A 15,526-nucleotide genomic window follows, 5' to 3' on the forward strand; every position below is an offset into this window, starting at 1 on the left:
GGTTGGACTTGACCAGTACAATCATCGCTATCTTTATTGTGCCCGGGGGAACTCGCAAACACCGATTCAAAATTTAGAATGGGTGGCTCCTTTAATTTCCCAGATTGTGGGGCTGTCACCCAAAATACTAGAAAAATTGCTCACTGAGCGCTGATGTTGAATGGATGTCTCAGTTAATTCAATCAGCAGCACACTGAAGCGATGATCAAAGTGAAAGTGCTCAATAGAATGACTGGGCTAGGTATGCTTGAATATCAGGGAAACAGCTGAAATCACAGTGTTGCTTGAGCTATCAGGATTTGATCAACAAGGCCAAATCAGCCCCCAAATGAAGGACAGTTTTTGGTTGGGTGTCTGTGTTATTTCTCCATATGCGTCTGCGTATTTTTCAGAACAAATCAGGCTGGGTGTCCGTGCTATTCTCGGCCATCAAATTTATAGGGGAGTTACTCAAACCCAACAGACCCAACTGTAGGACAGTTTTTGATTGGGCGTCCGTGGCATTCCCTCCTCGATATTCATTTGCCAGGCAACCATATCGGGTCGCTATCTCGTTCGCTCTACTTCTCGCCAGTTATCTTCGCGCCCCTTGCACCTCTCAACCAGCAACACCGACATCAAGTACGCATTGCACGATCAGCTTAATAAAAACTGGCAGGCTGCCATTTCCAAAAGCAGACCCCAAATTTAGGACAGTTTTTGATTGGGTGTCCGCGCTTCTGTTTGCTAAATCAGACCCCAAAGGACCGTTTTTGATTGGGTGTCCGCGCTATTCGGCGCTATTCGATGTTATTACTCATTTTTCCTGATGTACTTGCTTGTTATGTGCAGTTGCTTCTCGCGCTCGCTGCGCTTTTATCTCTTCGAATCTGCAATAGTATGATTCAATTCCGCTACCACATTTCCCATTAAATGGTTTGCCATGTTCGATCAAAATTTTCCGCTCAACGACATCCAAAGGGTCAACGGTTTCATCTGACCAATTAGCAAAATCATTGATAACCATGGCAGAGGTCAATTCAATATTTTCAGGCCAGTCGCTATTTAATTTATCGATATAGTAATCAGCTCTACGTAACTCTTGCCGATCTAACAAGACATAAAATTTGTGTCGCCAATATTCTTCATTCTCAGCACATATTAATTTATATGTTTCTGTTTGAATTAGTTCTTTTAATGCTAAGTATCTCATTATATGTCTAGCTGATGTAAGCCAGTTTAATCTACTTGCTTTAGGTGCTTCTTCGGGTCTCCCCTCTGTTAATGTTTCAAACCCCCACGTAAGTGAGTTAACAGCTTGATTGAGGATCTCTTTATCCTTTGCAACTTTATCATCTTCTTCTTTTTTAAGTTTGAAGCTCGATAGTTTAAGTAAGCAAGGAAGATTGATACTAGTGTCAAACCTGAGAATATCGTTTTACAAGTTCCATATTGATATCGATAACTGAACTCCTTTTGGCACATAACAGATAATTAGACTCCTTCTTTTCTACTACACTTATTATTAGCCAGCTTTTATGGTTGGAGTCATAAAGTTATGAACAATATTACAGTGACCGATGTTGATTTAGCAAAAGATGTTTTTCAGATTTGCACATTGGCAAACAACCAAGTGCGTTCACATGCAGAAATGATCCCGAGAGAATTTACACCTTGGATTACTAATCAGTCACCTTCAACCGTCGTATTTGAGGCCTGTGTACTTTCCAATTGTTGAAAGTAGTTATCAAAAACCATACATTAGTCGTAAGCCCTTAGCTTGTTTCCCATATTGGGTAGAACTAGAAAAAGATAAAAAATGATAGGTGTCCGTGTTTTTTAATTTATACAGGAGGTAATACTTTAATTTGGTACATAAGTACATCATCCAACTCCCCTCTGATCCTATGCCAATCTTCTTTTGATGTGATATAACAAGTTAGAGAAAATTGTTGACCTACGTGCCTATTTTCCAATTTAAGCGAAATCTTTTTCGAGTTTTTCATTTCTTCACTTACACCACGCCACTCAATAGTATAATCTGATTCGTCAAAGCTAGGGTCTACCTCTATTTCTATGGAGAGAATGTCACTTGGCCTAAGGTAATAGTTAGAATCATTCGAGTGATCGATCAATATCTCTCCTGAAGTAGCTTTAGCTATATTTTCTCGGTAGTAAGTATTTCCAAAGGAGTCTATAACTTTTATTATTAGTGGAACATTAAATTCGACCTGCATATTTTCTACTCGATAGAACTCTTTGATAGAGTCGATAACATCATTTGTGTAACAGACAACCTGTTCAGCTTGTCTAGTACTGATGGGGTTTGCGTGAGCTAACCTATTTCTAGGATCTGTTAAGCGTTTTAAAAAAGTTCTGGTTACATTCCTTCCATCAGGAAAAGCATTTTTAAAAGGAGCATTGAAATGATTTTTAAAAAGTTCTGGATTACAAATTATATCTATTGCATCGTCCAATAAAATAGCGTCTATCTTTCTTGAATATCTAGTTGGCTCTTTTTTTAATCGCTCTTCAACAGAGTTAGAAATTTTTGTTTTTATTAATCGATTACCCTTTTCATCTTCATATGTAAAAATGTCTCCGTAAACAGGAGTCAACGTTAAATCAATAAGTCGTCTAAGCCAGTGTTCTAGAGCTTCAAGCTTTTCCTTACAGATATTTCTTATTTCAGAGTCTGAATACTGATGCATAATTTCCTAAATACTATAGTTTTATATTAGCGTGAATACCGGTTCAACCCAGTTCCTAAAACCGTACAAACCACAACTAAATTAATTTATTCATAATATGAACAATAACCTACCACTATTGTACTAGCTACTCAAGCCTAAAAGCTCTGTTAAAGGTTAAAACCGAGCCTTGTTCATAGCGGGACTTAAAAGTCGGACGAAACAAGAAACATGACCAGATAAACAACTACATTCACTTATACCTGTACAAGCGAACAATACTTAGAAACGGCTCCACCAATCTCCACCCAACAAAAAAGCGCGTTAAAAACGCGCTTTTTTTAGTCTTTTAATCTGTGAAGATTAAAGTACTTTAACTGGTACCGCTTGCTCTGAACCGAACTTAGTTGTCAGTTCTTCTTCAAGTGGGGTGAACGCAGTCAGGTCGATGCCTTCAACAGCGGCCTGGTACTCGTCCATAGTTGGGAAACGACCCAGAACAGTGGCAAGTACTACCAGTGGCGTAGAGCCAAGTAGTGATTCACCTTTCTTCTCGGCTGAATCCGCTACAACACGGCCCTGGAACAGGCGCGTAGAAGTTGCGATTACTGTGTCACCTGGTTCTGCTTTTTCCTGGTTACCCATACACAGGTTACATCCAGGGCGCTCTAGGTACAGGATGTTTTCGTACTTAGTACGTGCCGCTGTCTTCGGATTTTCATCGTCAAACTCAAAGCCTGCGTACTTAGCCAGTACTTCCCAGTCGCCTTCTGCTTTTAGCTCATCAACAATGTTGTATGTTGGTGGCGCTACAACCAATGGTGCTTTGAACTCGATTGAACCGTTTTGCTTCTCAAGGTTGCGTAGCATCTGTGCGATGATCTGCATGTCGCCTTTGTGCACCATACAAGAACCAACAAAGCCCAGGTCTACTGGCTTACCGTCGTAGAAAGACACAGGACGGATCACGTCGTGCGTGTAACGTCTTGATACGTCTTCGTTGTTTACGTCCGGGTCGGCAATCATTGGCTCAACGATTTCGTCCAGGTTCACCACAACTTCAGCGTAGTACTTAGCGTTGTCATCTGGTGCCAGTGCTGGTTGCTCACCAGACTTGATACCCGCGATACGCTCGTCCGCAAGGTCAATCAGACCCTGAAGCGTTTTCGCTTCGTTGTCCATGCCCTTGTTGATCATGATCTGGATACGGCTCTTAGCCAGCTCGATTGACTTGATCAGCGTTTCGTCGTTAGAGATACAGATTGACGCTTTCGCTTTCATCTCTGCAGTCCAGTCAGTGAAAGTGAACGCCTGGTCAGCCATCAGTGTACCAATGTGTACTTCGATGATACGGCCCTGGAATACGTTTTCACCGCCGAATTGCTTCAGCATTTGTGCCTGAGTAGCGTGTACCACATCACGGAAGTCCATGTGCTTCGCCATTGCGCCTTTGAAGGTTACCTTCACAGACTCTGGAATTGGCATCGCAGATTCACCGGTCGCCAGCGCCAGCGCCACAGTACCTGAGTCGGCACCGAATGCGACACCTTTAGACATACGCGTGTGCGAGTCACCACCGATGATGATTGCGCGGTCATCCACAGTAATGTCGTTCAGTACTTTGTGGATTACGTCGGTCATTGAGTGGTAAATGCCTTTCGGATCACGTGCTGTGATCAGACCGAACTTGTTCATGAACGCCATCAGCTTAGGAATGTTTGCCTGTGCTTTTGCATCCCAAACAGACGCAGTGTGACAGCCAGACTGATACGCACCGTCAACCAGCGGAGAAATCGTAGAAGCAGCCATAGCTTCCAGTTCCTGCGCAGTCATAGGACCAGTCGTATCCTGAGAACCAACGATGTTTACTTTAACACGTACGTTTGAACCTGCGTGCAGCGACGTCTCAGACGCAACACCGATTGCGTTACGGTTAAAGATTTTCTCAACCGCAGTCAGGCCCTGGCCTTCATGCGATACTTCTTTAGAAGGTGCATATACTTCTGGTGCTTCAACACCTAAAGTTTCAGCCGCAAACGTCTGTAGTTTCTTACCGAATACTACCGCGTAAGAACCACCCGCCTTCATGAACTCCACTTTTTGTGGTGTGAATGAAGATGATACGTCAACCAGCTCTTTGTCGCCGTTGTATAGTTTCTTCGCTTTGGTGTCGATAGTCAGCAGTGTGCCAGTCGCAACAGAGTATGCTTCTTCCAGTACCGGGTCGCCATTTGCATCGGTAACCACTTTGCCGTTTTCGTCGGTTTTCTTCACCCAGTTTTTCAGGTCAAGACCAATACCACCAGTTACATCAACAGTCGTCAGGAAGATAGGCGCGATACCATTAGTACCCGCTACAACCGGAGCAATGTTGATGAATGGAACATAAGGGCTTGCCTGGGTACCAGCCCAAAGTGCCACGTTGTTCACACCAGACATACGAGATGAACCTACACCCATAGTGCCTTTTTCAGCAATCAGCATCACTTTTGCATTTGGGTGCTTCTTCTGTAGCTCAACAATTTCTTGCTGTGCTTCAGGGGTGATCATGCATTTACCGTGTAGTTCACGGTCGGCACGTGAGTGTGCCTGGTTACCCGGAGAAAGCAGGTCAGTTGAAATATCACCTTCACCGGCAATATAAGTTACAACTTCAATTTTTTCGTCAATATCAGGCAGCTTAGTAAAGAATTCCGCGTTCGCGTAGCTTTCTAAGATGTCTTTTGCAACGGCATTGCCCGCTTTGAATGCATCTTCTAAACGTGACGTGTCTTCATCGTACAGGAAAACCTGGGTTTTCAATACGTCTGCAGCTTGCTTAGCAATGGCTTCGTCGTTGCCCAGCGCAAGGTCAAGTAGTACCGCGATAGAAGGACCGCCTTTCATGTGCGAAAGCAGCTCGAATGCAAAGTCAGCCGTGATTTCAGCTACAGTCTCTTCGCCCAGGATAATTTCTTTTAGGAATTGTGCTTTCACACCAGCAGCGCTGGTTGTGCCTGGAAGCGTGTTGTAGATGAAGAAGTTCAGTGAATCTTCACGGTGCTCATGCCCTGTGTCTTTGATTTGGGCAATAATTTCAGATAGCAAGTCAGCGCTATCGATTGGTTTTGGACTCAATCCAAGTTCCGTTTTACGGGTTTGGATTTCTTCCATGTACTCATTATACAAACTCATATAAACCTCGTCAGGCAGTAATACGTGTAGATAGAACCGACCCATTCTACCCTACTTTGCTCTTGCACGTAATCTTTTAACGAAAAAAGCCTGTTTTCGCTCAATTTTTACGCCAATTTAACCACATAGAGCAACATCAGGAAGGATGAAAATTCCGGTGTCACTTAGCGTCATGGGTAAGGCTTTAAACTCAGGTTGAAAGTGTTAACTTTTGAGATAAAAAAGATGAAAAATACAGCCAGCTAGGCAGCCTGCTTGCTCCAGGAAGTACAAGCAGCTGGCCGGGCGCAATGAAAGCGCCCGAGACCAGCTGCGATGGATCAGTTGTTGAGTTCAGTGTCGACCGGCTGCTCTTCTAAATCCAGCTCGTCGATAAACTCACCCAGCTGTTGCTCTACTATGGTGTTGGCATGAGCAAAGTAGGCAATATGAAACACCGCATCGCCTTCATTGACCAAAGGCAAGGACTGCTGACCGATAATAATGCCGCTGCGTGGTGCCTGGATAGCCACTTCATTGCCACCCAGCGGATTACTGATATAGCCCAGCACCTGCTCTTTATTAACCCGCTCTCCCAGACCCACCATAGCGCGGATTATGCCGTCAGTATGGGCGCGCACCCAGCTGGTGGAATCGGCAATCACCGGCTCTGGCACCTTTTTAGCACGCCGACCTTTGAGCACCTTCAGCCGTCTGAGTACGTTTTCAACGCCCTTTAATCCGGCGGCAATGCCCAATGGATCAAAGCGCAGCGCCTCTCCCGCTTCGTAGGTGATCACCGGGATCCCCAGGTTGCTGGCCTCGCTGCGTAAAGAGCCGTTGCGCAGGGTTGCGTCAATCACCACAGGTGTACCAAAGGCTTTGGCAATGTCAGCGGTTGCTTCGCACTTCAGATTGGCCCGGATCTGCGGCAAATTTGAGCGATGGATAGCACCTGTATGTAAATCAATAATATGAGTACATTTGCTGGCAACCCGTTTAAAGAACACATTGGCAACACGCGCTGCCAGTGAGCCCCGCTCTGAACCCGGAAAGCAGCGGTTCAGATCTCGCCTGTCGGGCAAATAGCGTGACTTATGAATAAAACCAAATACATTCACTACCGGCACAGCAATCAGAGTTCCCCGCAGCGCTTTTGGGTCAACTTTTGCTAAAAGCTGGCGCACTATCTCTACGCCGTTAAGCTCATCGCCATGAATGGCGGCGCAAACCATCACCACAGGGCCCGCCTCTGCGCCATTGACCACTTCAATGGGAATGGTTAATGGAGAATGGGTATAGAGCTTGGCCACCTCCAGCGACAGAGTTTTGCGCTCAGCCACCTCAATGGGTGTATTAAGTAGTGTAAATACCTGGTTTTTTTTAGCCTTTGCCACGCGTTGCGGTCCTCTTACTGGCTGCATTCTTTTCCATAAACTCAATGATCATACCGGCAATGTCCTTTCCGGTTGCTTTTTCTATGCCTTCAAGGCCCGGCGACGAGTTTACTTCCATCACCAGTGGCCCACGTTCTGAGCGCAGCAGGTCAACACCGGCAACATTCAGACCCATTGCTTTAGCCGCTGCAACAGCGGTTTTGCGCTCTTCCGGAGTAATGCGGATCAGGCTGGCACTGCCGCCGCGGTGCAGGTTAGAGCGAAACTCACCTTCCTGCGCCTGACGTTTCATGGCGGCTATCACCTTATCCCCAATCACAAAGCAGCGAATATCCGCGCCGCCGGCTTCTTTAATGTATTCCTGCACCATGATGTTGGCTTTCAGGCCCATAAAGGCTTCAATGACACTTTCTGCTGCTTTACGGGTTTCTGCCAGCACCACGCCAATACCCTGAGTGCCTTCGAGCAATTTGATAACCACAGGCGCACCGCCGACCATTTCAAGTAAGTCTTTTACATCATCAGGCTTATTGGCAAACCCGGTGATGGGCATACCAACACCTTTACGGGATAACAGCTGTAATGAGCGCAGCTTATCGCGCGAGCGGGTAATGGCCACCGACTCGTTTAACGGGTAAATGCCCATCATTTCAAACTGGCGTAACACGGCACAGCCATAAAACGTGACCGAAGCACCAATGCGCGGTACCACAGCGTCTACATCTATTACCTTTTCGCCTTTGAAATGAATCTCAGGCTCATTGGAGTTAATGTTCATGTAGCAGCGCAGCACATCCAGCACCACTGGCTCATGGCCGCGCTCCTTTGCCGCTTCTATCAAACGACGGGTCGAGTAAAGGTTTTTATTCCGGGATAGAATGGCGATTTTCATTTTAATTCCTTGCTTCAATTCTTTTTTTAGTCAAATACGAGGCTGCGGGGTCTACACAGATCCGCCCCTCCATGGCTGTACGCCCCAGTAACATTCTAAATTTCATGTTATCCCGGTTAGTCAGCGTGATTTCAATGGGCCAGCTCTCGGTGCCAATGTGCAATGTCGATTGGATCACATAGCGAGATTCCTGATGGCCACCCGAGTCTGTTACCGTGCGCACGTCCAGTACCGGCGCTTCACAGACCACTTCATAGTCGGTGTCTTTTTGTTTCGGATGCATCCAAAAACGCACCCAGGATGCGCCTTCTTTTTCAAACTCTTCTACTTTGAAGGCATGCAAACAAGAGGTTCGGGCGCCGGTATCAACCTTAGCTTTGATCCTGTTTATACCCAGCTCAGGCAAAGACAGCCATTCGCGCCATCCAACCTGTATTAAAGTCGACATTTTTGTGCTCCTTAAAAAAGCGCTTTATACCTTGCTCTTAAACAATAGACTAACAAAATTTATTTATCCAAAGCAGCAAAGCAATTGATTGAACAATAAAATTTTGATCCACAGTAACAAAGGTGTGGTGACTAAGCCAGCAAGCCTGACTCTGATTGATACTTTGTAATCTTTTGACGGTCATTTAATACAATGTTACTAAATAAACATAAAAATTTGAGCTGTTATAATTTATAACGAATTCGAATTTCCCATAGAATTATCCACCTTTAGTATTGCCATCCTTTTCGTGGGCCAGACAAAAAAAGCCCGTACAGAAATCAACATATAATCAGGAATGACCATGTTAAGACCGAGTACTCTGGCAGCCAGCATCAGCTTGGTGCTGGGCGCCGCAGCTTCGTTTCACACCAGCGCAGAACAAAGCCAGGCACCTAAGGCCAGTAACACCACAGAAGTGATTGAAATCACAGGTACCCGACGCAGCCTGCGCAGCGTTGCTGAAAGCACGGTACCGGTCGATGTTATCAGCCTGGATGAAATCACCAGCTCAGGCCAGCTTGAACTCAGCCAGGTTTTGACAACGCTGGTACCAAGCTTCAATTTCCCGAACTCGCAGCTGGCCGACGGCACCGATCACGCACGCCCGGCAGTGTTGCGCGGACTGGCGCCCGATCATACTTTAGTGCTTATCAATGGTAAGCGCCGTCACGCCAGTGCCCTGCTGAACCTGAATGGCACGGTTGGTCGTGGCTCCACAGCGGTTGACTTGAACACCATACCGACAGCGGCTATCAAGCGCATCGAAGTATTGCGTGATGGCGCTGCGGCGCAATACGGCTCAGACGCCATTGCCGGTGTGATCAACATTGTGCTGAACGATGCCGATGAAGGCGGCAACCTGTCGGTCACTTATGGTGAGTACGACACGCAAATGGCCGGCTCTGCACAACTGTTGCGTACCTATGAAGATGCCGAGGGTAACCTGGCGTTTGACAAAGGCGCAGATCGCGAACTCAATGATGGCGGCACCACGACTGTTAGCGGCAATATCGGCTTTGAGCTTGGCGACAAAGGCTTTATCAACGTGGCTGCTGAGCTGCGTAACAAGCAACCGACCAACCGCTCAGGCATCGATGAGCGCGAGCAATATGCCCGTGATGAAAACGGCAAGCTGGATCCTCGCGAGTTTACCGCAGAGCGTTATAATCACAGATTTGGTAAAGCCGACATCGAAGACTTTGCGCTGTTTTACAACGCAGGCTACGCACTGGCGTCAGACTTAGATTTGTATTCATTCGGTAGCTTCTCAAGCCGCGACGGCAACTCAGGCGGTTTCTTCCGTCGTCCTCAGGATGGCCGTAATATCCCACAAGTTTACCCGGATGGCTTTTTACCGCAAATAGACACCGAAGTGCGCGACTACAGCTTTGCTGTGGGTGCCAAAGGGGATGCCGGTGACTGGCAGTACGATGTCAGCACAAATTATGGCCTGAACGACTTTGGCTTTGGCGTATCGAACAGCCTGAATACCTCTATGGGTGCAAGCAGCCCCACTGAGTTCGACAACGGCGCACTGGTTTATAGCCAGTTGCTGGTCAATGCAGAAGCCAAAACAGAACTGGACTTAGGCTTGTACGACAGCGTGTTTGTCACCCTGGGCAGTGAATACCGTCGCGAAACCTATGAGATCAAAGCCGGTGAATTAGCTTCTTACCAGACCGTTCTGAATGCTAACGGACAACCGGTTGCAGCAGGTGGCGCACAGGTTCTGGCCGGATTTTCACCAGAAAGTGCCGTGAATGAGTCGCGCCATAATATCGCGTTGTTTGCTGAGTTTGATACTTACCTGACCACCGACTGGAACCTGGTATTGGCGGCCCGCTATGAAGATTACAGCGATTTTGGTTCAACTTTGACCGGTAAGCTTGCTACCCGTTATGTAGTGAACGACCTGCTGTCGCTGCGTGGTGCGCTTAGCACAGGCTTCCGCGCGCCTTCACTGGCCCAGACTTCATATAAGTCAATTGCCACCGTATTTGAAGACGGCGTACCGAATGAAGTTGGCCTGTATCCGGTTGATACCCCTGCGGCTGCGGCGCTGGGTGCCAAGCCACTGGAAGCCGAAGAGTCTGTTAACCTGACAGCCGGATTTATTTATACACAAGACGCTTTCAGCCTGACACTGGATGCATACCGCATAGATATTGACGACCGCATTGTGATGTCTGAAAACCTCAGCGGCGACGCGGTTGAACAGATCCTGCAACAGGCAGGCGAATTTAATGTACAGCGTGTACGTTACTTTACCAATGCGATTGACTCACGCACCCAGGGTGTAGACATTGTTGCAACCTATCGCTTTGATTTGGCAGACTATGGCGACCTAAACCTCAGTGCTGCCCTGAACCTCAATGATACCGAAGTGACGAATGTCAAAGCCAACCCGGCCGAGCTGGCTGCGCTTGGCGAAAGCTACCAGTACTTTGCTCGTCGTGAAATTGAACGCTTTGATTCGGGTACACCGGATAACAAATGGAACCTGGTGGCAAACTGGCAACGTGAGCAGTGGCAGGTTATGGTTAAAGCAACCCGCTACGGTGAAGTAACCGATCCTTCCAGCACGGTAGAAAAAGACGAAGTACTGGCAGCCAAATGGATCACCGATCTGGAAGTGGCTTACAAGGTGAACGAGCAATGGCGCATTGCCCTTGGTGCAAACAACCTGTTTGATCAATATCCTCAGGATACCGTCAGCAACATTGGTTTCAGCAACTTTAACCAGATCTTCCCTTACTCAGCGTTCTCTGCTTACAGCACAGATGGCCGCTTTGTGTACGGTAAGGTGTCGTTTAACTTCTAAGCGAATAATAAAGCCCGCAAATGCGGGCTTTTTCAACTCATTAAAGTTCTACCTTATTACATGCCATTGTGTCTGACGGCCCGCTAAGTACCAGACCTGCTTGCCATCAAATACCGCATCTTGTTCCAGCTTGATTTGGATCCACTGGTTGTCCCACTCCGGTAGCTGCGTTTTTATGTTTCCTTCAATGGCATAAACCGTGTTTGGATGCAGTTTCCAGTCTCCCTGTACCGGTGTCGGCCCCTGATTGTCCCACATGCCAATGGTTGGGCCAGGCGCATGACCAACAAAGCCGAGCGGATGGGTATAAGTACTGCTGACAATCCCTGCTGCTTTACTTTGTTTAATGGTATTGGCCAGGATCTCATTGCCCGTTAACCCTGATTTGAAGTTACTGGTTAAGATATCCTGCCAGCGATTGCCAATGGCCATAGCCTGCTTCAAGCCTGCCGGTACATCGGTTTCATGTAGCTTTAGAACGTAGCCCATTTCCTGTGTGTCCGTGCACTGATTCAGATAACAAATACCTACATCGGTGTGGATAATGTCTCCGGGTAAAATAGTGCGATTGTATTCGCCGATAAAGACATCGTCTTTACTGGTTTTGTCGCCCTGACGTTGAATATTCACATACGGCTGGAACCAGGGTCTGAGCTGTAATTCTTCAAAGCGTTCACGTAAGTACCATTCAACGTCTTTGGTGGTGGTCACGCCAGGTGTGATCACCTTATTGGAGAATGCTTCTGCAATCACGCGTCGCGCCAGAGTTACAGCCTGCGGGTAAACATTAAGTTCTTTTTGGCTGCGCGTTTCCAGCCAACGGATCACCAGTTTCTCGGCACTCACCAGGCGCTCCTGATACTTGCCCGGCAATACATTCAAAAGTTGCTTGTGTAAACCAACACTGAGGCCATCGGCCAGTGCCCAGTCTTCGCTCACATTAATCCCAATACGCTTAGGATCGCGCTCGGCAATCACCTCAGCCAGACGCTGCCACTGCTGCGCCTTAGTGCCCCCTTCCCATACTGTCGGGTACAACTCGCCAATGGGGTAACGGCTCACACTAAAGCGCTCAACGCTGCCATCCGCTTGTTTTGAAAACACCAGTAAAGTGGTACGACGCGCTGCAAACGTGGGCTGCGGCACCAGAGTATAAAACAGCTTATCTTCGCCATATTCGCGGTTGATGACCAGCCACATATCCAGGTCCGCCTCACGCATCAGCTCCGGAAGTAAGTTATCTAACCGGTCTGTAACCATGTCATTGATGGGTTGCACGCGCTCCCGGAATGACAACACATCTGGCAACGCTGATATTTGACGGCCTTGTGCATATTCCTCAGCCAAAGAGGGAGTGCTTATCGTACACAAGCTCAAAAATAATCCAAAAATTCTCTGCATAATTGTCCTGCTTGTTATTCATGTTGTTGTAAGCCGCAGCCGGTTCAACCCGGCAACGGGCAAAGCTTTTTAAGTAAGCGGTTTTCAATCTTATTGCAGAGTTTGGGGGTCAGCAAACGATTCGGATGAATTACACAAGAGGTGGTCCGGCACTATGGCTGATATAGTGCCGGAGGAAAAGGGTTAGAAGAGCACAAGCCTGATCGCCTGTTAGACGATTAGCTGCTCTCCTACACTCTTAAATTACTTTGTTTCGCTTAATATTTGCAAATTATCAGTAACACTTTTGGCCATCGGGATCAGGAAAATTTGTGCCTCTTTGAGGCGCTTGGTTGGTACACCAAGAATGTATTGATCACCAAATGTGTACATAACATCCGACTCATAACGGCTTGTCTGACGCCAGAAAAGGTCGCCTTTCTCGTTATAACCATCAATTTGCAGGATAATTTCTGGTCTTAGTTCAATAAAGTTAGCGTTGAACTCTTGTGCACCAACCGTCAGGTCCGAGCGCTCGGTATAATAGATGGTCACAAACAAATTGAGGTAAGCGCCATCAACGAGCGGGTAGTCATATTCAACACTCACCAGCTCGTTATTGTCACCATACTGCATGCTCACGTCAGACTCTGTCACAGGATTCAGCGGCAGCTCTGCACGCTGGCGAATACCATCCACTAAGGTGCTCTCAAAGGTATGTAACTGCTCTGTTAGTTCATTTCTCTGAGCCGGGTCAAATACATCCAGTATTTCCTGAACGCCTTTAATCGCTTTGGTCAACTGAGCATAATCACCGGACAGATTTTGCTCCGGATCTCTGATGGGCGCAAATTCTACCTGTAAGGTGCGTATATTGATTTTGCCCTGATAGTCATGTGTTAACGGTTTGCTGGCGCAGCCCGCAACCAAAATCACGAAACCCAGTAAAAAGGCATGTGCTAATGCTTTCATATTACTCTCTGTATTTTTTGGCACCCAATTGCGGGCGCTTTAGCATGTTCGGCACCTCATCAATCAGAGGTCGCCTGCGTTTTTTCAAGATCTTGTTCGAACCTGAAAAACCCATTTTGAGCAATAATAACCTAATAGCAACAAGCAACACTAGCGTCTCATTTAATAACCTTAAGGGTAATGTATTCCGGAAACAGTAAACTATGAGTCATCAATTAGTTGACCTGCGTAGCTTGGACTAAAGGGAAACGATAGAACAAGTACCGAGTGAAATTGATATTATTGCCTCCGGGCAACAAAAATATCTCCGTAATCACTGTGCTCAACATGCATATATACCCTGCGATTGTCACCCATATGAATGATGATGTAGATATGGTGCTCTTTTTCCCCATTCTCTTGATGAAAGGTGTTTACGAGGAGTGAATTTTCACATGTCCAGGTCCCGGTTCTGCTCTCAACTTCACCGCCTCCCTCATACACCAGCTTGGTTGAAAAAGTGTTGTCAGCCTTGTACTGTGAATCCCAATAATAGCCATCTTCATCAATGACATCTTAGGAGGACTGCTTAGTCCACACGTGCTTGTTGCTCACATAAAAACAACAAAGCCCGCTTAAACGCGGGCCATGTGTCGTCACTCACAAAGCTGACTACTTTTTAGCTGTGTTTAACTGACCAGTAACTCATCATGCTGATTAAAAAGCGTTGAAGCCTCTAGTTGCTGCCCTTTCACGATGCTGAAATGTCTGCCACCAAAACGCACCCGGCCTCGCTTACGTTCAATAAGCGACTCTGCCATTGACTTGTCTTTCATTCTGTCGACAAACTGTTTTCGGGCGCGATGAATCTGGATATTAATGTGGCTCTCGGTCAGCCCCAAATCACGGGACAATTGTTTCACCGAGACCCAGCCTTGTGATGCATCATCGACCTGATGCTGCATATCTTTTATTTTATATCTGGCCAATAGTGCGGTCAGGTAATGGTGTGTCCGGGTTTCAAAATCGACTTTTTCCTGAGCCTGTTTTACCTGTAACTCAGCATATTCCTCATCCTGGCTCAATGTAAAATGGTATTCCAGATCGCCGGGATCTGTATCTGTGACTTCTGCTGTGCACTCCTGTTGACTTGCCCGCGTCTGGATCAGACTCCATACCTGCTGCGCAAAACGCAGTTGCTCACCATCAGTAATACTCACCGGGTGTTCGGAACCAACTTCCTCATAACACCAGGTTTGTTCAGCATTGTTAAAATACACTATCAGCTCAGGGTCTGATTCACTTGGCAACAGGTGGTAGTTTTCCAGCTGAATAACCGGCATTTGTCCGTCTACAAGCTCATCGTGGCTATAAGGCACCAATAAATCCTCGGGTGGCGCCAGATCCGTTACACTGAAGCTATGACTGCTTGAATCTGAAAAGCGAATTTCATCATTCACATTTAGAGCAACATCCTGGTTATAGGGAACTCGTGCGTCATTTAGCCAGGTGCCGTTACGACTCAAATCTCGTAAATACCAGTACCCTTGTTGCCATTCAATAACGGCATGAATACGGGAAATAGCCAGTTCGTCAAAGCAACTGTCCACTGAATGCTTTAGTCGCCCAAATCGGTGAAAGGACTTTAAATACAAATATTTAGATTGCTGTTTATGTTTTAACGTGGCCATGTTCGCTCCTCGATAACTGTTCCGGGCTACCGCCATAGCATATCAATCGACCGGCCCGGAAAACTGTTCCTCAATAAGCATA

At 46.8% G+C, this 15,526-nt stretch carries 10 protein-coding genes; 1 reads left to right on the forward strand and 9 read right to left on the reverse strand.

Going from position 1 to position 15,526, the window contains the following annotated elements:
• Window positions 1–796: 796 nt before the first annotated feature.
• The 6 genes from CWB99_RS21850 to CWB99_RS21875 form a co-directional block, all read right to left on the reverse strand.
• Window positions 797–1,192, reverse strand: coding sequence for a hypothetical protein (locus CWB99_RS21850; protein WP_138551458.1), 396 nt, complete (start codon window positions 1,190–1,192; stop codon window positions 797–799).
• 631 nt (window positions 1,193–1,823) lie between these two features.
• Complete coding sequence (locus CWB99_RS21855; RefSeq protein ID WP_138551457.1) at window positions 1,824–2,690, reverse strand: hypothetical protein; 867 nt, start codon at window positions 2,688–2,690, stop codon at window positions 1,824–1,826.
• 342 nt (window positions 2,691–3,032) lie between these two features.
• Complete coding sequence (locus tag CWB99_RS21860; RefSeq protein WP_138551456.1) at window positions 3,033–5,843, reverse strand: bifunctional aconitate hydratase 2/2-methylisocitrate dehydratase; 2,811 nt, start codon at window positions 5,841–5,843, stop codon at window positions 3,033–3,035.
• Between the two features lie 320 nt (window positions 5,844–6,163).
• The gene (locus tag CWB99_RS21865) at window positions 6,164–7,219 is read right to left on the reverse strand and encodes a succinylglutamate desuccinylase/aspartoacylase family protein (RefSeq protein WP_138551455.1); all 1,056 of its coding nucleotides are present in this window, start codon (window positions 7,217–7,219) and stop codon (window positions 6,164–6,166) included.
• Complete coding sequence (rimK, locus tag CWB99_RS21870; RefSeq protein WP_046006974.1) at window positions 7,206–8,111, reverse strand: 30S ribosomal protein S6--L-glutamate ligase; 906 nt, start codon at window positions 8,109–8,111, stop codon at window positions 7,206–7,208. The genes CWB99_RS21865 and rimK overlap by 14 nt, the downstream gene beginning before the upstream one ends.
• A 1-nt stretch (window position 8,112) precedes the next feature.
• Complete coding sequence (locus CWB99_RS21875) at window positions 8,113–8,559, reverse strand: ATP-dependent zinc protease family protein (RefSeq protein WP_125717643.1); 447 nt, start codon at window positions 8,557–8,559, stop codon at window positions 8,113–8,115.
• A 343-nt stretch (window positions 8,560–8,902) separates the two neighbouring features.
• On the opposite strand from CWB99_RS21875, the gene CWB99_RS21880 reads away from it, so the two are divergent.
• Window positions 8,903–11,422: a TonB-dependent receptor plug domain-containing protein gene (locus CWB99_RS21880; RefSeq protein ID WP_432760838.1), complete on the forward strand. Its 2,520-nt coding sequence runs from the start codon at window positions 8,903–8,905 to the stop codon at window positions 11,420–11,422.
• Between the two features lie 48 nt (window positions 11,423–11,470).
• Here the strand turns inward: CWB99_RS21880 and CWB99_RS21885 are convergent, their stop codons facing one another.
• The 3 genes from CWB99_RS21885 to CWB99_RS21895 all read right to left on the reverse strand — a co-directional run bounded on the left by CWB99_RS21885 (window position 11,471) and on the right by CWB99_RS21895 (window position 15,444).
• Complete coding sequence (locus CWB99_RS21885; protein ID WP_138551453.1) at window positions 11,471–12,823, reverse strand: M24 family metallopeptidase; 1,353 nt, start codon at window positions 12,821–12,823, stop codon at window positions 11,471–11,473.
• A 243-nt stretch (window positions 12,824–13,066) separates the two neighbouring features.
• Window positions 13,067–13,774, reverse strand: coding sequence for a hypothetical protein (locus CWB99_RS21890; RefSeq protein ID WP_138551452.1), 708 nt, complete (start codon window positions 13,772–13,774; stop codon window positions 13,067–13,069).
• 668 nt (window positions 13,775–14,442) lie between these two features.
• Window positions 14,443–15,444 (reverse strand): FHA domain-containing protein, encoded by a 1,002-nt coding sequence (locus CWB99_RS21895; RefSeq protein WP_171045429.1) that lies wholly within the window; start codon window positions 15,442–15,444, stop codon window positions 14,443–14,445.
• Window positions 15,445–15,526 lie beyond the last annotated feature (82 nt).

The sequence above is a fragment of the Pseudoalteromonas rubra genome, assembly GCF_005887095.1.
Taxonomy (GTDB): Bacteria; Pseudomonadota; Gammaproteobacteria; order Enterobacterales; family Alteromonadaceae; genus Pseudoalteromonas; species Pseudoalteromonas rubra_E.